Annotated in this window: 15 protein-coding genes; 5 read left to right on the plus strand and 10 right to left on the minus strand. The window is 47.6% G+C overall.

Features of this window, described 5'->3' with window-relative positions; translation table 11 throughout:
- The 9 genes from GX659_06815 to GX659_06855 all read right to left on the minus strand — a co-directional run.
- A partial coding sequence (locus tag GX659_06815; protein NLD28495.1) for a penicillin-binding protein 2 occupies positions 1-1,782 on the minus strand: 1,782 nt, incomplete at its 3' end.
- Complete coding sequence (locus GX659_06820; protein NLD28496.1) at positions 1,760-2,149, minus strand: cell division protein FtsL; 390 nt, start codon at positions 2,147-2,149, stop codon at positions 1,760-1,762. The genes GX659_06815 and GX659_06820, both read right to left, overlap by 23 nt.
- Positions 2,149-3,030, minus strand: a complete 882-nt coding sequence (rsmH, locus tag GX659_06825; GenBank protein NLD28497.1) for a 16S rRNA (cytosine(1402)-N(4))-methyltransferase RsmH — start codon at positions 3,028-3,030, stop codon at positions 2,149-2,151. The genes GX659_06820 and rsmH overlap by 1 nt, the downstream gene beginning before the upstream one ends.
- Positions 3,027-3,380, minus strand: coding sequence for an STAS domain-containing protein (locus GX659_06830; GenBank protein ID NLD28498.1), 354 nt, complete (start codon positions 3,378-3,380; stop codon positions 3,027-3,029). The genes rsmH and GX659_06830 overlap by 4 nt, the downstream gene beginning before the upstream one ends.
- Before the next feature lie 110 nt (positions 3,381-3,490).
- Positions 3,491-3,931, minus strand: a complete 441-nt coding sequence (gene mraZ / locus GX659_06835; protein NLD28499.1) for a division/cell wall cluster transcriptional repressor MraZ — start codon at positions 3,929-3,931, stop codon at positions 3,491-3,493.
- 493 nt (positions 3,932-4,424) lie between these two features.
- A complete protein-coding gene (locus GX659_06840) occupies positions 4,425-7,283 on the minus strand; it encodes a hypothetical protein (protein ID NLD28500.1) in 2,859 nt (952 codons plus the stop codon).
- Between the two features lie 20 nt (positions 7,284-7,303).
- Positions 7,304-7,867: a hypothetical protein gene (locus tag GX659_06845; protein NLD28501.1), complete on the minus strand. Its 564-nt coding sequence runs from the start codon at positions 7,865-7,867 to the stop codon at positions 7,304-7,306.
- A 132-nt stretch (positions 7,868-7,999) separates the two neighbouring features.
- On the minus strand, positions 8,000-8,809 hold the full coding sequence (locus GX659_06850; GenBank protein NLD28502.1) for a CPBP family intramembrane metalloprotease: 810 nt from the start codon (positions 8,807-8,809) through the stop codon (positions 8,000-8,002).
- Positions 8,810-8,823: 14 nt separating this feature from the next.
- Positions 8,824-9,345: a nitroreductase family protein gene (locus GX659_06855; GenBank protein NLD28503.1), complete on the minus strand. Its 522-nt coding sequence runs from the start codon at positions 9,343-9,345 to the stop codon at positions 8,824-8,826.
- Between the two features lie 93 nt (positions 9,346-9,438).
- Here GX659_06855 and GX659_06860 point away from each other — a divergent pair, with 93 nt between their 5' ends.
- The 5 genes from GX659_06860 to bamA all read left to right on the plus strand — a co-directional run bounded on the left by GX659_06860 (position 9,439) and on the right by bamA (position 19,056).
- A complete protein-coding gene (locus GX659_06860) occupies positions 9,439-10,353 on the plus strand; it encodes an LD-carboxypeptidase (protein ID NLD28504.1) in 915 nt (304 codons plus the stop codon).
- Entirely contained in the window at positions 10,350-11,489 is a 1,140-nt protein-coding gene (locus tag GX659_06865; protein NLD28505.1) for a beta-lactamase family protein, read from the plus strand. Before GX659_06860 ends, GX659_06865 begins: the two co-directional genes overlap by 4 nt.
- Before the next feature lie 183 nt (positions 11,490-11,672).
- On the plus strand, positions 11,673-13,109 hold the full coding sequence (locus GX659_06870; GenBank protein ID NLD28506.1) for a hypothetical protein: 1,437 nt from the start codon (positions 11,673-11,675) through the stop codon (positions 13,107-13,109).
- Positions 13,106-16,333 (plus strand): hypothetical protein, encoded by a 3,228-nt coding sequence (locus tag GX659_06875; protein ID NLD28507.1) that lies wholly within the window; start codon positions 13,106-13,108, stop codon positions 16,331-16,333. Before GX659_06870 ends, GX659_06875 begins: the two co-directional genes overlap by 4 nt.
- Complete coding sequence (gene bamA, locus GX659_06880) at positions 16,330-19,056, plus strand: outer membrane protein assembly factor BamA (GenBank protein NLD28508.1); 2,727 nt, start codon at positions 16,330-16,332, stop codon at positions 19,054-19,056. The genes GX659_06875 and bamA overlap by 4 nt, the downstream gene beginning before the upstream one ends.
- A gap of 37 nt (positions 19,057-19,093) precedes the next feature.
- On the opposite strand, the gene GX659_06885 is transcribed toward bamA, so the two are convergent.
- Entirely contained in the window at positions 19,094-19,690 is a 597-nt protein-coding gene (locus GX659_06885; protein NLD28509.1) for an ArsR family transcriptional regulator, read from the minus strand.
- Positions 19,691-19,720 lie beyond the last annotated feature (30 nt).

Genomic DNA, 19,720 nt, shown 5'->3' on the forward strand with positions numbered 1-19,720 from the left:
GCGCAGCTGCGCGATGTCGCCCTGACCATCAGCTGGAGGAAGCTGCTTCAAAATGCTGTCAGCAACAATGGCAGGGGATCCTTTGACCTTCAGATAATGAAGGGTTGACTCGGCTATTTCCCTGAAAACAGGAGCGGCGACCTGACCTCCGTAATAGGAAACTCCTCTTGGTTCGTCTATACCGACAAACACCGCGATCTTAGGATCGTCGGCAGGTGCAAAGCCTACGAAGGAAGAATAGTATTTCCCTTTTGCATAGCCACCGGTTTTCTTGTCAGCCTTTTGCGCAGTTCCTGTCTTCCCTGCAAACTTGTATTCAGAGCTAGAGGCTAAAGTTCCGGTGCCGCCCTTTTCAACGACCCTTATCAACAACTCTCTCATAATATTGGAGGTTTCGGGTGAAATAGGATTCCCTTTCACCTGTGGCAGGCTCTCGTAGAACACCACTCCATCCTCCTGCACCACTTTTTTGACCAGGAAAGGTTTATAAAGAGTTCCGCCGTTGGCTATGGCCGCAAAAGCCATAGTCATCTGGATGGGCGTAGCAGCTATCCCCTGGCCAAAGGCTATTGTTGCATGCTGAAGCGCAGACCAACTCCTTGGTGAGGAAAGTATTCCTGAAGCCTCTCCTGGGAAATCGATCCCAGTCACCTGACCAAAACCAAACTTCCTTATGTATGAGTATATCCCATCCCAGCTGAGCTTCTGCTCGACTTTGTATGCCCCTATGTTGCTGGAGACTCTTATTATATCGGCAACGGAAAGTTTTCCGTGCGGATGAGCGTCTTTTATAACCTTGTTACCTATCCTCAGGCTTCCATTCTCACAGTCGAAAACATCGCTTGGCCTTACGACTCCGGCATCAAGAGCCGAAGCCACTATCACAACTTTGAATGTGGATCCGGGCTCATACGAATCCAGGACGGCGCTATTTTTCCAGTTGGATAGTGGATACTTCGAATAATTATTTGGATCAAAATTAGGCTGATTGGAAATAGCCAGTATCGCTCCGGTGTCAACATCGACCACTATTGCCGTCCCTCCGGAGGCCCGAGCTTCACGAACGCCTTTTTCGAGCTCTCTGCCTGCAATGTATTGAAGAGTTTTGTCTATCGTCAGTTCGACGTCCGAAACCTTCGGATCCTCCAATCCAGACGGAGAAAGGTACAGGTTGCCCTTGGCATCTCTCCTGTAAACTCCCGGAGATGAAGAGGATGAAAGTTCATTATTACGATGAAGCTCTATGCCACCTAGGGGCTCTGAATCCATGCCGACTGCACCGAGAATTGTAGAGGCCAGATTCTGCCCAGGATAAAAGCGGCTATTCTCCTTCATGACATAGATTTCATCCAGATTGAGGTTCATTATTTTTTTTGCCTGCTCCTCTGTAACCCTTCTCTGAACCCAAACAAATTTCCTGTTTGATGTAAGCCTTTCAAGCAGTTTGGATCTGTTGATTTTGAGCACCTTGGATATTTCATTCGCAGCATTAACAGGATCGCTTATCCCCCTGGGGTTAGCGTAGACCGATTCCACCGGAACATCGATCGCGAGCTCCCTTCCCTTCGAATCAAGAATCCTGCCTCTCTTTGTGCTCATTCTCACGGCAGTTCTGTACTGCCTGAGGGCGACTTCCTCTAGCCTTTCATCGTGGCTAAGACGAAACGAAACCGCCCTGCAAAAGAGCACTCCAAAGGATACGGCCAGAAACGCCCCTATGAAGAAGACTCTCTTAACAGTTCGCTTCTCTTCGCTGACTTCAACGGTCCTGTACTTCGGCATACCCAGGCACCTCTTTCGATTCCACGAATTCTATCTCGTCGCTCATGGGAAGCCTCATTCCAAAAATCTCCATGGCGAATTTTTCCAATCTCCCTGGCGCATGAAGAGCTGCAACCTCGGCCTCAAGTCTGTTTTTCTGTTCCAACAAATCGGAAGTCGCCTTTCTCATTCCGCTGACCTCCCGTCCCATCTGTATGACCATCACCCTGGTCCATGCAAAAAAGAGAAGAAACGCCAAGACTACAAACATGAGTCCAACGACCTGCTTTATATAACGCCCTTTAACTTTAGCCGAACGTCGCGCAACAGGCTGTTGTCTGACCGCGCTAAAAGAAGGCACCGTCCCTGTGTGATATCTGGTATCCATCAGCCCTTCTCGATGACCCTTAACTTTGCACTGCGAGACCTTGGGTTCTGCTCCACTTCATCTTTGGAAGGCACGACCACGCGCCTTACCGGAAGCGAAAAGCTTTTCCCGGAGACTAGCTCTCTGAATGAATGTTTCACGATCCTATCCTCAAGCGAGTGATAGCTTATTATCACAAGCCTACCTCCGCTTCTCAAAAGAGCCGGAGCAGAGCTCATAAATTTTTTCAGTTCGTCAAGCTCTCCATTGACCGCAATCCTCAGGGCCTGAAAGGTCCTGGTAGCAGGATGTATTCTCGACCTTCTCATAGCAGGCGGATATGATCTAACGACGATATCGGCAAGTTCTCCGGTCCTTGAAACCTTTCCAAACTTTTTGATGTTGGAAGCTATCCTTCTTGCAAATCTCTCTTCACCCAGCTCTTTGAGAATCGACGAAAGTTCTTCCTCTTCAAGCGATTCCAGAAGCTCGGCAGCGCTCGGTACGCCTGTTTTATCCATTCGCATGTCAAGCTCGGCGTCTTTCAAAAAGCTGAAGCCTCTTTTGGCATCATCGAGCTGATGGCTAGAGACTCCGAGGTCGGCGAGTATCCCGTCCACATTTTTTATTCCTATCTCTTCAAGATGATCCGATACCGAACTCATCGCACCATTGATAAAAAACTTTTTTACTTTCAAAGATCCCAACTTCTTTTTCCCTTCAGCTATGGCTTCTCCGTCCCTGTCTATTCCGATAAAAGTACCGCGAGACGAAAGCCTGCTGGCTATCTCAAAGGCATGCCCGCCTCCTCCGAGAGTGACGTCCACGAAAATGCCGTCTTCTGATGGCCGTAAAAAATCTACAACCTCTCGCATCATAACGGGAACGTGATACTCGCTCATTGCGGATCCTCACGTGGCACATCCTCGACAAAGCTCAGGAGCGCATCGTGAACCGAACCATACATCTCCTCGTCAAGTCCCATCGCTCTCATGATGCTGTTTATGTAACCGTTGGCAGCGGCCATTTTTAGATCACCGCCATCGCACTTGAATGCTATAATCTTGTCGGCGATTCTTCTCACAAGTTTATAGTCAAGGTGCCTGAGGCCTTCGAAATTTAGAACGACGTTGTTTTCATTGCACTGAGACAGCGACATCAGCAGTTTTTCAAAAACCTGCACATTGTCCTGAGACAATTCGCCGTGAACACCCACTACAGAAATGTCGTAATATTTTTTTACTTCAAACATTCCATTTTCGGATTCGCTCCCCTCTCCCGAGGGACGGAAGAAAAACTATTTTTCCTCCTGCCGTCCGGAAGAAGAGAGCGCCCCTCCCCCCTTATGGAAAAATTGAAAGATCACAGCCCAAGATCCGCGAGCCTCTCGCCCAGATTGCCGAGCTTGTCTTGGGCATCGGCGAATATCTTGGCCCACCTGTCACGATCCCATATCTCAATTCTCTTCGTCGCGCCGACTATTACGACCTCACCGCTTATCGCCGCGTAATCCCTGAGCGTCTGCGGGATGAGAATCCTTCCCTGTTTGTCTATCGGACTCTCGAAGGCAGCTGATATGAATACGCGCTGCAGCGCCTTGACTTCCTCAAGAAACTGGGGAAGGGCCGCCACCTTGTTTTCAAGGGTCTGCCACTCCGCCATCGGATAGGCCCACAAGCACTGATCGAAATTCGTTATGATCAGGCGCTCGTCGTAGTTGGTCGCGAGGATCTCGCGAAACCTAGCCGGAACCGAAAGCCTCCCCTTTGAATCGATTTGGTGTTCGTAACGTCCTCTGAACATGGCTCAAACCCACAGTTTAGGTTTATATCCCACCTTCTCCCACTATATGGGAAAATAGCGGCAAAGAAGCCGGACAGTCAAGGCTTTTGCTTTGTAATTGCTTGAAATAATGAGGTTTTTTACGCTTTCTGCACAGCGCACCGATATGACAAAAACATTCCAAAATCCTCATGTTGTAACTACGTATAAAAGTAATATATCGAATAGATCTATAACATGTTGAAATATAAGAATTTTATTCTATAGAATTTATAGGACACATCGACGCGAGCAAATGCCTATCAGATAAGCATTTAATCGATAGATGCTCAGCAAAGACACTTATAGTCGCTTTAGATGAATCAACCTTCAGGATATGCGCTTGGCAAGCGATTTTAAAGCGATTCAAATAAAGAATGGCGCTTTAGCGGCGCTCAAACCTTTTGCACAGCAAAATTCCAGACTTTGGGAGGTAACCAAAAAAGAGGGGGATCGTGGAAAAAATTTGAACAACCTAATGGAGCGGTATGCCCATAAGCATGAGCCCCCTCGAAAAAAGTGTTCCTGCCGAAGGAATCCCGCTGCCGACAAATCCGGCTCCTCCGATGTAAGCATGCCCAGGCATCAAAGCCTGCTGAAAATTTTGAGCCGCCACGTTTCCACCGACATATCTCTGCCACTCGCAAAATTCATTTACTCTCGTCCTCATCGCTCTCCATTCATCTTCTACCTCGCGAGCATCCTCGGTGGAGATTTTTTCATGTGTCAGTGTCGTTAACGAATTCATCCTGTGCAACAATTCGTTTATTTCTCCAAGGGAGCGAATAGCCTTCGTCCTTCCCAAAACAAGTTCATCCATGTGTGGCGCCAAGGATTCATCTTTATCAATGCCTGAATCAGCCGCTAGCATTCGCATCGCATCATTGGAGGCAGAAAGCATCTGTATGCCCCTCGCTATTTCAGGAAGCCAGTAAGAGCTTATCATTTTGCTCAGAAAAGAATTGTATTCGAAAACATCTACAGGATCTGTCGGCATTTTTCTATTCAGGAATTCATTGATATGATTTATTACTCCGGAAGAGAAAAATCTGAAAAGATCGGCGAAGTATCGCCACTGCTCCTCCAAAAAAGACATAAAATTCTGTGAATCAAACTTCATCGATGGATGAGTCGAAAAACCTGCCTTATGAGGAAATTTTTTCCTCTTCTCAAGCTCGGTAAGTAGGGAAAGTTCATCCTGGAGCTTGGAGTATTTTTCAACAGCATCTATTCCAGTTATTTCATCAAGCATAGCCAGAACAACCGAAAGGGTCAGCGTCTTCTGAAAACGTTTCCAGCCATGGCCAAGATCAAACTCGGAAAAACGATAGCTTCCAGGGTGTGAAGATGACTCGTATATTCCCATTCGCCTTATCGACTTTTTTCCTGTCGGACGAAGTTTTGAAAAAGACGCCCCCTTGGATTTTAGGGAGTTAAGAACTGACAATGCGTCGGTATATTCTTCCGATCCAACGGATATCATCTCTGGAATGTACAAAATACAGCGCCTGTCCCCGCCATTCACCACAAAAGGAACTGCCTGAAGCCCCATCTCATCTGCGACTTCCTTGAGAATCAAATTCATTTTTTTAATATCGCAATCAGAGTCCAGTTCGAACTCGAACTCCAAAAGCGCAACCTTTTTCAGGTCCGGATATTTCATGACTGCATAGTTATTTTTCACCCTGCTCCAAACCTCGTGCGCCAAAGCATAGGGATCGATGCTCATTCCATCTACATCATAAGGAGAAGCGAAATGCATTACAAAGTCCCCTGCCTTCTTGCTCATAATAGAAACGGGCATCTTCCAATCGGTAGTGACATCTATGGCGGTGTTCCACACCGATTGAAAAGCCGCATCGCTGAAATCCGGTGCATATAATTTCCTGTGGTGCCTGAGAAACTGTTGAATTGAATCGGCCTCCGCCGCAAAGCCGGACCTCCAATTCAGTTTGAACAGCTCCTGAATAAATACGTTCGCATTAACCATCTCTCCCTTGCGGGTTTTAACGTAATCATCCCTCTTCAGAAAAAAAGGATTTTTAGGATCGGCCATTGATTTAGCCCACAGAACGGCTGCTATACTTCCAAAATCATCGGCGGTTTTTTTCAGTTTTTCTAAAGAATGATAGACTTTCGCCCGGTCCCCTGAGGCGTAAGCCTCATCAAGAGAATCTATCGCTGAAAATAAAATTTCTTTCGCACCGCCCGGGTTGTCCTCTCTGGGAAGGTGTGTAAGATATCCCCATTCGCGCGAAATTCTCTGCCAAATATTGAGGATCTTAGCAATCCCGTCTGCAGTATTGTAACCGAAAATTTGTAACGCACCAAAAAGAACTTCCAGGTGCGGAAGATGTCGAAAAAATCTCTCGTCTAGATGCGCAAAATTAGGCGAAGGATCGTAGGTTCCGTCCGACACGTATTTCCCAATGTCCATGTAGGATTCAAGGACCCTGCTTCTGGATTGATCGGCCAGCACCCCATCGACGTCGGATGGCAAATACACATCGACATCGGAAAGTGGAGCGCGCTCCTTTTCAAAATATTCGAGAACGCCAGAAAGCCTTGCCAGATGATAATACGATCCCTGTAGAACAAATGCCTGCAGGATCTTGCTGCGTTGCCGAGAAGCAGGTAAGGATCCATCCCCAACCCACCTCTTTAAAGCAGGGAAGTCAACCTTAGTATCCTTCAGCAGCGCCTTGAAAGAGGCAAAGCCATTGCCATTAGAACCTTGCGCCTCTACGCGCTTCATTGCCTCGATATCTAGATCGGTGAGATACAAAATATCGCGAAAGGTTTTAATGTCTTCAGGGGTCTGGATCGCCATGTCGAGTATGTTCCCGGAATGAAGTGGCATTACCACCGCAGTACCCCTTATTTCAAACCTATCTATGCACTCAAGCAGCCTCTTCTCATCATCGCTAAGTTTTGCCATGTCTGGAAATCTTGCGGCAAATTCTCTCCTCAACGCATTGGAAAAATTGAGTTTGAAATTACTGAAAACTTTTTCAAGGTCTTCAGGTTTGTCCACAATCAATTGATATGTGGTGTGCTCAGCCGATTGAACGGCACTTGCCACATACTGCCTCCTAGCAAGCCACTCCTTCATAACGCCCATAACAAAATTGGCGAACCTTCCGGTATCATCCATTTCATTCATGTGAGATGCATTTATGGCAAGTCTGGCAGTATATGTTTTGTTGCCACATTCGTCATCGAATATGGTATTTAGAATTCTTTCAGTATGCAGTCTCGCTATAGCATTGTGATCAAAAAAATAATACCCGAGATCGTCGACTATTTCCTGCAGGATAACCTTTACACTCCTCATCTCGTGCAAGAGATCCTCATTCACATCAGAGAGACGAAGCTTGGATATGGCGTCCAGGATCTGTGCGATATGTATCTGCCCTTGGGTATGATGAGTGAGCGTAAATTTTGGCTGAAATAGGATGCAAAATATCCGGCTGACGATGGATCATCCCAATCCAGCTCCAGCGGAAGATATTTACCCGCTCCTCTCAAAAGTGAGGCGTCAGGACTGGAGCTCATCTCCGCCTTGATGAACAGGTCCACCGACTTGCCAAAACTTGCAAGGTCGTCAAATGACAGTTTTTCCTTCGTCATCTTTCTCGCGAAAGTTATTAAATTCTCGCCAGCGACGGTGTCATGAATAACCGGACGGGGGGGAGAATAGCCCTCTCTGAAAAAAGGCGGGACCCTCGGCATCACCATATCAGGTGAAACTCCGCTGTGTCTGACGTAGGAATCGAGAAATCTGCGAGCATATTGGGATTCGAAGACATCAAAATGGCTCTCCATTGGAGGCAGTGCAATCCCAGCGCCACTCAGAAGGTCGATCAGCGAGTTGGCGAGATTGGATGTAGTCAGGAATCTTTTCAGATACTCTTCCATGCACAGCCCCTAGTTAAGCCAATCCCCAAAAAGAGCTCTCCCATTTTATCGGCTGAAATGCGAAAATGTTGCCTTAATTCTGCTAGCAGCTCGACGGGAGAATTAGAACGTTTTTCAAATAATATCAGACAGTTAAACCTTATAGCCCCTCTTATCAAAAACCTGTTTTACCTGCGATACGGAGTATATGGCAAAAAGAAGGGCCGGGATGAGGATGGTCAGTTCGCTATAATTGAAGCTCTCCGAGAGAGGAAATTTGATCCCCAGGTTGTGGGTGAGAATAGACCAGGCATTATTGAGCGCATGGCAAAATATCGGAGCAACGAGGGTTCCGCTCTTTTTATATACGATGCCAAAAAACAGGCCCAGGATGAAATAGAGTGGAAAATACCACGGGTTACCGTGCATCGCAGCGAATATCAGAGAGGCCGTTATCACCCCAATCCGGCTTCCGAGCTTCGAAGAGAGAGAACCCTGGAAAAATCCCCTGAAATAGATTTCCTCACAGATTCCGGTCAAAAGACAAAATATCAGAATTTTTGCGGCAAGCTCCCACGGACTTGAAAAATCCATGACCCCTGAAAGCGAATCAAGCACGTGGACAGGCGTATGAAGATACAGATCGGAGAACCAGACCATGTAGTCGATGAATATGTCCATGCAGAAGGTACCTGCAGCCATGACCAGAAACTGCGACCACGAGGGAACCCTAAAAGGAAATAATCTGCGAAGGTCGTATCTAAAAAAAACCGCCATCGCCAGAGGAACTCCCGCCATTGCGATGATCTCGTTCAGTGAAACCCCCAGGAGCAAAAACCCCGCTTTGATAACGAAATAGGGGGCTATCTGAACTGCGGAGACGAAAACCCCCGATAGAAACACCCCCTGAGGAGGAGGAAATGCACTGCCCGGCGCTAAGAGCGTGTCGATTATTTTTTTCATCTAGTGAGCATCGCCTATTTATAGACTACCACGTCTGACAAATCGAGCCTCGGAGGAACCCTTTTGGCTGGTTCAGCCGGACGACCTATAGGAAGCATCGCAACCGGCCTGAGTTTTTTTGAAAGCGACAGGACATCCGAAGCTACGGCCTCATCGAAAGCCCCTATCCAGCAGCTCCCCAGATCAAGCGACGTTATGGTCAAAAGCATATTCTCTATTGCTGCAGCGGTCTCCTGAATGGAATACAGATCCCTTCCCCTTGCCCCATATCCTCTTTCCGCACGATCGTAATCTATGCAGACGACTATTATGACCGGGGCCTTAGCTATGAACAGCTGATGTGCTGCATTTGACGCCAACATCTCCTTCATTTTAGCATCCCGGACGACCTCGAAATGCCAGCTCTGTCCATTACCGGCCGATGGCGCCATCACCGCGGATTCGAGAACCTGCCTTATCACCTCGTCACCGACATCAAAGGTCGGGTCGAACTGCCTCACCGATCTCCTCTTGGATATAGCCTCTCTCAGTTCCATAGTTCCTCCATAATCACACTAAAATCTGTCGAAGCATTTCTGTCAAGAAAAGAGCTCTTGGCAAAAGCCTCACTAACGTATTTATATTACGCTATGGACAATCCAAAGGCTTTGAAGGTCGGGGACACCATAGGCGTAGCAGCGTCGGCGAGCCCCTTTGACAGAAAAAAATTCATCCGGGGAATCCAGTCCCTGGAGAACATGGGGTTCAAGGTATTCTATAGAAGCGATATATTCGATCAGAGCCGATATTTGGCTGGAACGGACTCGCGAAGGGCGCAGGAGCTGGGCGAACTGTTTTCCAATCAGGAAATATCGGCCATCATGTTCGCACGCGGTGGATACGGAAGTCAGAGGATAATACCACTTCTCGACGCTGGATTCCTTTCTAAACACAGGAAGCCCGTGATAGGTTTTTCGGATGTTACCGCGCTGCTCACCTATCTTCGTCAGTCAGCAGGGGTGCCGACATTCTACGGCCCCGTGATTACCTTGCTTGGCAGCACCAGGAGCGAAATAACTGGAAAATCGCTGCTGAATGCTATCACAGCGCAAGGAGCGCTTGGAAAGATATCCTCGGAACCCGCAAAAACCATAAAGGTCGGCAAGGCATCCGGAAAAATAACGGGCGGCTGCCTCACTATGATAAACTCCAGCATCGGAACTCCATATGAGCTTAAATTCGAAGACTCGATACTTTTCATAGAAGATATCGGTGAAAAGGTGTATGTCCTAGACAGAATGCTCACACAGCTCAAAAACTGCGGGGCTCTAGCGAAGGTCAAGGGGATCATATTTGGATCCCTCATTCCTCCGGAACAGGAGCCGTATGACGTGAAATCTATGATCGAGGACGTCCTCCGCAATTTTCACGGTCCGGTGATCATGGATTTTCCTGCCGGGCATATCGATGAATTCATAACCCTCCCACTCGGGGCCGATGTGACGCTGGATGCGCAGGAGGAATCGCCGCCAATCATAACCTATAATTCCGGCATACTATCATGACAAAAATTATAGACAGAACATTCAAGGAAGCTATCGAGGACGGAGTATTCCCGTCTGCGGAAATACTGGTCGCCAAGGGGGATGAAATTCTTTTTCATGAACGATATGGCAATGCCCGCGAGCACACCTGCTTCGACATAGCATCACTCACCAAGCCTCTTTCAACCGCGACATTGTGCACAATGCTGCTCGGCGATGGGCTCCTAAAATTTGACGATACGATATACCAGTGGCTCGCGGGAGCGAGGGAGCCTTTTCACAAGAAGATCACCATTCGTCATCTTCTGAATCATACCTCCGGCCTCGCAGCCTGGCAGCCCTTTTACAGGGAGCTTCCGCTCAGCCTCATTGGAACTGAAGATGGTAAAAGAGAAATTCTCGAAAGCTGCTATAGAGAACAGACTGAAAATGAACCTGGAGAAAAAACTCTCTACAGCGACATCGGCTACATGATACTGGGGGAAATTCTCGAACAGGCCGGAGACGCTCCGCTCGATTCTATGTTCGCGGATAGAATCGCAAAACCGCTGTTCCTTGCCGACACGTTTTTCGTAAGAAATACCGGAAGCGATCATTTCCCGAGATCGAGGACGGAAAACACCTCCTCCAGCCACGTTCACGATCCCAACCAGAAGCATCATACAGAAAAGAAAAGGCGTTTCGCACCAACTGAGGACTGCCCTTGGCGAAAACGGGTGATACACGGCGAAGTCCACGATCAAAACGCATACGCCATGGGTGGCGTGGCAGGCCATGCAGGACTTTTTTCCACAGCTCAGGATATCAACACCTTAACAGCAGAGCTGGTCAAATGTATAGATAACAAATCGTCTTTAATTCCGCCTGAAATAGCTTCTGAATTCATCGGTAAGAAAAAAGGCAAGTTGGCCGGGGAGGAATTCGTGCTGGGATGGAACCTGCCTTCCCGCAGAAATTCGGCTTCAGGACATTTTTTCTCTGCGAGCTCGATCGGACACTTGGGGTTCACCGGCTGCTCGATATGGATCGATATTGAGGCCGGTTTTCGGATAATACTTCTCACGAACAGAATTCATCCGACGCCGATGAATGAGAAGATAAAATCCTTCAGGCCAAGAATTCACGATCTTATCTATAACGAGCTCCTTTCCGGCTGATCATCAGCTTGCCGTAACGCACTTTTGCTACTCACAGCGTAACCTGGCATAGCCCCCTTTTGGCTTGATTTAAGCTTTCCCATAAACTAAAAATCTTAAAAAGTTCAAACACTTGTGGATCGTCAGCCCTATGGAAAAGCGTAGGACCGGAAGGGCTGCGCAGCTCTATAAAAGGGGAACGAGATGAAAGTACACCTGATAGGAATAGGCGGCACTGGAATGGCATCGCTCGCTGGCCTTCTTTCTGAGTCCGGACACATTGTGAGCGGAAGCGATGGAAAGATCTATCCGCCGATGAGCGATCTTTTGGCCGACCTGAAAGTGAAAATATTCGAAGGGTACGAGGCTTCACACATAGCAGCCGCGAAACCGGATCTCGTGATCATAGGCAACGTGATACGCCGTGAAAATCCCGAGGCCCAGGAGGCGATAAATTCGGGGGTGGAATACACCTCGATGCCCGTCGCAATCTCCAGCCTTTATCTCAAAGACCGCACCCCTCTGGTGATCACCGGAACGCACGGAAAGACGACTATCTCCTCGCTGGTGGCATGGCTCGTAAAATCATGTGATTTCGATCCGGGATACCTGATCGGTGGAATAAGCCGCAACTTCAACAAAAACTATGCCGTCGGGAAGGACAACTACTTCATCATCGAAGGGGATGAATACGACACCGCTTTCTTCGACAAAGGACCGAAGTTTTTGCACTACAGACCGCAGGCGGTCATAATATCTTCGATCGAGTTCGACCATGGCGATATCTACAGCGACATCGACCAGATACTCAAATCCTTCAGGAGGCTAGTCGAAATAGTACCTCCCGACGGGGTGATAATAGCCAACGGAGACGACCCTAATGTCTCGGAAGTTGTGAAAAATTCGGCATGCAGGGTGATCACATACGGGAAAAATCCAGGCAATACGTACTATCCCAAGAACGTCAGGCTCCTTGAATCATCCGTCCGCTTTGAAATATCCAACATAAAAGGCTACTTCGAAATGAAAATGTGGGGCGAGCATAACATCCTAAACGCAGTAGGCTCAATCGCCATGCTTACGGAATGTGGAATGCCCTCTGAAAAGCTGGCGAAGGGGCTTTCCACTTTCACTGGAGTAAGAAGGCGGCAGGAAATAGTGCACGAAGCAAAAGGCGTTACAATCATAGACGACTTTGCGCATCATCCAACCGCAGTCAAAAAGACCATCGAATCCGTCAGGCAGCGTTTTGGCGCAAGAAGGCTTTGGGCAATTTTCGAACCGAGGTCCAACACATCACGAAGAAATTTTTTTCAGAATGAATATTCAGAGGCGTTCAGCGAAGCGGACAGAATACTGATAGCGCACCCCTATCGCGAAAACGACATCCCTGCGCATGAGCGTCTCGACGTAGAAAAGATAGCCTCATCCCTTCATAGGATGGGAAAGGATGCTCACAGCATATCTTCAACTGAAAACATAGTTGAATATGTCATGCGCGGAGTCGATCACGGAGATATAATACTCGTGATGTCCAACGGCGCATTCGACGGAATAACGTCAAAACTCGCAGAGGGATTGAAGTGCAGAAGGATAATCAACAACCGCAGTGAAATAACCCCCAGCAGGGTGCCGAAATGAATTCGGGTCGAAGGGATACCCACCGCCTGAGAAACCTAATAGCTTCCGTAGCCCTGATGATAGGTTTCATCGGCGTGGCCTCATGGCTCGTCGACAGGCCGTTCATAGTCAGCCACGTACTATCTCTCGTAAATATGAAAAGCGCGTGGAAGGTTGAAGCTGAATTCATAGACATAGATTTCGTGACGATGTCAGTATCAGCCAGGGATATCCGCGCAGAACACAGGAAAGAGCAAAGGCGTCTGTCAATTCAAAATCTAAAGGTAGGTCTGAATCCGTTCGGGCTACTCAAAGGCGAGATACTCTTCGATGAATTCGACATCTCAGGCTTGTCGGCATCCTTCCCAAAACGCGAAATCAAGAAGAAAAAACAACCCGGCAAGATAAACCTGGCAAGGATCATACTCCTAAAGAACATCGCCCTCGATGAGGGGATTATACGCCAAATGGATATAAAGGTGGGAGATGAGTTCGAAATATCCACCGACGAGGCAAGGCTGTCGATATCATCCGACCTCTTTTCGCGGACGAACATCAAGCTGAGGGTGGATGGCGCACTCGCTGAAAAATCAGGCGAGAGGATAGCAGGTTCCGGAACCGTACTACTGGACGCATCGACAAACTTCGGAAAATGGGGCGATGAATTTCCATACGTAAACGATCTTTCCGGAAAACTCAGGATCTCCGACGCCAGGATGTCGGGCCTAGACATGAGAGAGTTCTCTGCTAAGGCCGAATATAAGTCCGATCTCCTGATTCTGAAGGATCTCTTCATAAAAACAGGGGAGCACCCGCTCTCTGGAAGGCTATCCGCCGATCTTTCCAGCGAAGAATTCAACCTGTCGATAGGAATAAAAAATCCAATCTATCTCCCATATATAGCAAAGCCATCCATAACCTTCGATACGGGAGGAAAAGTCTGGGGAGAAATAGAACTCGAAGGAACGGGATTTCTCCCTTCAAAAAGCGAAGGAAAGGGACATGTGGATATATCTTATCTCTTCGACGCCAATCCTGAGTCGCCGGTCAATCTCAAGTCGGCTCTCGACTGGAAAAATGGCATGTTGCATCTCGTAAATGCCGCTCTAACGACAGAAGGAGTTCATATCCCAGCTTCGGGTTTCGTTGACATACCGGGAAAGAAAATGTCTTTTTCGGCAAAAGGCGAAAATTTTCCGATCGAAAACTTCTTCAAGACTTTCAACGATCCACGGCTGAAGAAGATATTTGGACGAACCGATTTTTCCGGAACATTTGAAGGCTGGGGCAAAAAATTTCAGGCGGATGTGAAGGGAACAGCCAAAAACGCCGGCTGGTTTCCCATAACGACCGAAATAGCCAACGCGCATTTTACAGCCACCTACGACCGTCTCGCCCTTGTTGGCGAGGTCTTCGACTCGCTGGGAAAAACAGGAAATGCCGATCTAGTAATAGATATGGGCGAAAAGCTTCCGTCGGGAATCAGAAGTAAAAAAATATCACTCAAGGCCAGCTTAAAAAATCATACACTTGATAATTCTTTTGAGTTCATGAACTTGACCGGGGCGGGAGATGGATCGATAGATCTCTCCGGGACACATGAATCCGTCACTGCCAAAGCATCGGGGGCAATAAGAGGGGGGTCTATTAAAGGAATAAAATTCGAGTCCGCATCCCTCGATGCCGATATTTCAAAGAAGAAGGCGGTATTCAAAAATATACAGATCGCCGCATTCAGATCCAAATCCGCCTCCGGCGGAGAGGTCATCGCCGACATATCGCCGGACGGAACAAGGTTCCATGGCACGCCTACGCCGGGAATCACTATAGACGCATCGTACGCGAATAACTCGCACAGGTGGAATATAAAGGAAATATCCATCGAAGCGGATGCGTCGGAAGAGGATGACCTAGGCCCCACCCGCGCCACGATGAACGGTTACATTACGCCTGAAGGGCCCATCGATCTTCGCGTCAAAGGAGTTCTCGATCTGACATACACAAGACCAGCCTTGCCGATGCTAAGAAGCGGAAGCGGAGAGGTTGGCCTCGATTTACACTTCACCGGACAGAGCGAAAATCCGGCCATAAAAGGTTCAATAGATCTGAATGGCAACAGCCTGATGTTCAGAAACTTTCCCCTCTCCATGGAAAACCTCACCGGATCATTCGTATTCGAGGGACAAAAGATCAACATGAAGGATGTAAAATCACGTTCCGATGAAGGTCAGATGAGTTTCAACGGATGGATCGAGCACAAAAACATGAGAGAAAGCGCTGTTGATTTGTCAGTGTCTGGAAATGCGATGCGTTTCAGAAACAGCGAAAATAATCTGTCCTTGGAATTTGAAGGAAGCCTGGAGCTCAAAGGCAAATTCCCATCTCCGCATCTTTCGGGAGACATATCGATAATAGACGGAATTTATGCCAAGGACTTCAACATACTCGATCAGTTCATAAAGGATAAATCAGACAACAAAAAAAGTTACGCCCAAGAAGTTTCATATGAAATAAACCCATCGCTGGATCTGAGGGTAAAAAATAGCGGCGACTTCGAAATCAAGAATAACGTTGGAAGAATATGGCTGCGCTTCGACGCGGAAGTGAAAGGCTCTTTGCAAAAACCCGTCGTCTCCGGTGCTATATCAGCCTCCGAAGGGGAAATTTATTACCTGGGATTGCTCTTCGATGTGGATAAGGGCTTTGTCGAATTCAGGGGAAACTACCAGGAACCCTATATCGAAGTACATGCCAGCAAGGAAGTCTCGATCTACAACATATCGCTCGCGCTTTACGGAAACACTGACAATCTGCGGTTGGACCTTTCAGCCACATCACCTTCCGGCCCTCTGGAAAAGAGAGATGTGGTTTCCCTCATAATGTTTGGCATTACGGAACAGGAAAGAGAGATGTACGCGCGCGAACGCTCAGGTGACTACACCTCTTCTCTGCTCGCAAAATCGCTTTCAAGCGTTGTTGAAAGGCCGTTCACGAAATATACCAGACTCGACATATTCAGGCTTGAGGCCGCAGATCCCAATTCTAACAGCATATCCAGGCTTTATGTAGGCAAACAGCTCTCTGACAGACTCGGAATAAATTTTTCAACCGACATAGGAACCAATGAATCGGAACAGACTATCATAGCCGAATATCTCCTGACCGATCATCTACTTCTGAGGGGCTCACAATCTACTGACAACGTTTCGGAAATAAGCGGGCTTCTACGCTTTAGGATGAGATGAATAGAACACTGAGTACAATTGCGGCTATAGCCGCTGTTTTGATATTCGCAACGGCATCGCCATCGGCGATAGCCGGACAGAGTACCGTCTCGGAAATAAATGTCGCGGGGCTTAAAAATATCTCGCCAGATACCGTAAGATCCATCATGCCCCTGAAGGTCGGCGATGAATTTTCCTGGTCTGAGCTTGAAAGTTCTATAGGATACCTTAGGAAGTGGGGAGTCTTTGACGTCATAGAGGCAAATCCCAGGATTACGGAAGAGGGAGTCTCTATAGACATGCGGTTGGAAGAGGCACTCATAGTATTTTCGATAGACATCGCGGGAAATTATCCTTATTTGGAAAACAAAATAAGGAAATACCTCTCCCTCCACGCCGGAGATATCTACACTCCGGAAAGAGTAGATGAGCAAAAGACAAGGATCGAAGATTTCTACAAGCGCAACGGATTCTTTTCAACCAGCGTCTATTACGATGTGAAATCAGAGCCAGAATCAAATGGCGTCGCCATAACCTATTATATCAAAAGGGGTGAAATCCTCCGGTATAGGAATATCAACATATCCGGCAACAAGGCATATCCATCCGGAAGATTCATATCCAAGATAAATACGCTGAGGCCATATTCAGCGAGAAGGTTGAAGGACGCAATCCGCAGCCTGAGAGAATTTTACAAAAACAACGGATATCCCAAAGCTCGCATAAGAATAGCTGAACAGAGAATGGATTTCGATGCAAAGCGCGTTGACTTGAATGTGGAAGTATATGAAGGCCCGCGAGTGGAGGTTATTTTCACCGGAAGCAAACATCTGAACAAAAAAACTCTCAGAAAAGCCCTGACGATATTTTCGGAAGGAAACATAGACCAATACGAGATAGAAGTAAGCGCCGATGGGATCACCAGGCTCCTGAATAAAAAGGGATACCCGAAAGCTGAAGTAAAAGGGTCGCGCCAAACACTCAAAGACGGAACGATCTTGATAACATTCGATATCGACGAGGGGAAATCACAAAAGATACGTTTCATTAAATTCGAAGGGCGCAAGGACGCTGATACCTCCAAAATAATGAGCGAAATGCGGAATAATCCGGCATCTTTTAAAAAGAGTGGAGCCTACTACCCCTCCGAGAGAGATCGCGACGACAAATCCATACAGAAGGCGATGCAATCCGAAGGATATCTGGATGCAAAGGTGGGCGAATGGGATGTAAGACCCACTCCGCAAGGTTACGCGCTAGATATCGAGATACCCATAGAGGCAGGAGAAAGGACGTTCGTAGGCAAGGTCATATTCAAGAACTCAGATGGGCTTAACCACAAAAAACTCCTGAAGGCATCAGGGTATAAAATAGGAGAACCTTTTGACCTTCCATCACTTGAAAACAGCAAAGAGAGGCTCCTCACATTTTTGGCCGATAACGGGTATCCATACGCAAAAGTAGAAGCGCACTACGAACTGAAGCGGAATAAGAGGGAACTCCTCCAGTCAAAAATAATTTACGACATAGAAAAGGGAAACAAAGTTCGAATAGGCGAAATCTTGATAGTGGGCGACGTCCTGTCGAGCCAAAAGGCGATAAAGAGCGCCATGAACATCAAGGAAGGAGACCTGTTCAGTTACAGGAAAATAATCGAAAGCCAGTTAAACATCAGAAGGCTGGGTCCTTTCGCATCGGTAAGCGTGGCGGCGATCGGTCTGGAAGATAAGCGCGAAACTGTTTCGCTACAGGTAAAGGTGGAAGAACAGAGGCCGTTTTTGATCGATCTCGGACTGAACTATTCCACCGATGAAAGCTGGACGGGATCAATGCGATTCACAAATTTAAACGCCTTCGGCTGGGCCAAGACGAACTCATTGGAGCTAATCGCTGGCACAAAACTGACGCGCGCCGAACTGGTATGGCACGATCCGAGATTTTTAGGTTCCAGCTTTGAAATGACATCGAACGCATGGGCGCAGCATAAGGTGCGCCCGGCCTATTCTTTCGTCCAGGTGGCCGGAGGATTCGGATGGTTCAGAAGATACCGCCGCTTTGGAATGCTCTTCAGATGGGAACTCGATAGAAATTATTTTCTCTCAGGAAACGCCACAGTAGCCGACGCTGACAGTCTTCGAAACAACACCGTATCGAAAATAGCTATATCAGGAAACATCGATACGCGCGATAACTTCTCAGATCCGAGAAAGGGATTCTACACAGCTCTTAACTGGGACACCTTCAACGAAATCAAGGGGGCGGAGGCCAATTTCTTCAGAATTTCATGGCAGGGCGAAAATGACATCAGCCTGTTCGACTGGCTCACGTTCAATACGGCCGGAAGATTTGCGAAGCTCCTCACGATAGGAAGCAACATCAGCATACCGATAAACGAGATGCTATTCCTAGGAGGCGGCGATACGATACGCGGATTCGATGAGGATTCTTTAGGACCTGCGGACGCAGCAGGTAAGCCGGTCGGAGGAAGACTGCGTTGGATCTTCAACGAGGAGATGCGCATACGCGTGATGAAAAATTTTCAGCTGGCGGGCTTCTTCGATATCGGCAGCCTCACCGATTCATTTGGTGCAATCAATTGGAATACGGTCAGGAGATCGGTAGGCCTCGGTATAAGATATGTAACGCCGGTAGGACCCATACGCGTCGACTACGGCTTCAAATTGGATCGCAAGACCGGCGAATCACGCGGAAGGGTGCATATCACGTTCGGTTATGTGTTTTGAGCTATAGTCCATTGTCAATCGTCACCAGTAACGATCGTTACTTCTTCCCCAGCTCCTCTGGATTTAAAATAATTCGGCGTATTATTTCGATATCGATGGGTTTGCCTGCGAAGAAATCTTCAAAAAAATCATTGGCTGCATAATAGAAGAGTCCAATCATCTTCAACTGCGAAAGCATGAACTGAGCCTTTTCCTTCTCGGCCCCACTTAAAGTTATCTTGGCTTCGCTCACTCTGGCCCGCGTTCTCTCTATCGTCGTTATCGCGTCGGACAAGGTTCCATAAATCCTCTCAAGAAAATCACGCAGCACCTTCTTCGGGTAGCTCCTCTCGGCTGCGTAGTAATCCCTTCGCGACCCCTTAACCCAGACCTTGCGAACAAGATTATAATCCTCGAGCATCCTTATATTTATGGATATATTGCTCTTTGAGACTGAAAGCCTATCGGAAATTTCGTCCAAGGAGAGCGGATCGTCGGAAAGAAAAAGCAGTGCATATATCTGGCCGCCGACTTTGTTTATCATCCCCAAAAGCGCCGATGAAATTTTTCCGGCTCCCTGGATAAAGGTATCCATCGCATCATCTAGAGTGACCGGTTGATCTGAAATAATCTTTTTTTTCGAAGATTTTACCACAGGACCTCCTTTTTCCACCAGTCACGATTC

Source organism: Myxococcales bacterium, from assembly GCA_012513515.1.
Classification (GTDB): domain Bacteria; phylum UBA10199; class UBA10199; order 2-02-FULL-44-16; family JAAZCA01; genus JAAZCA01.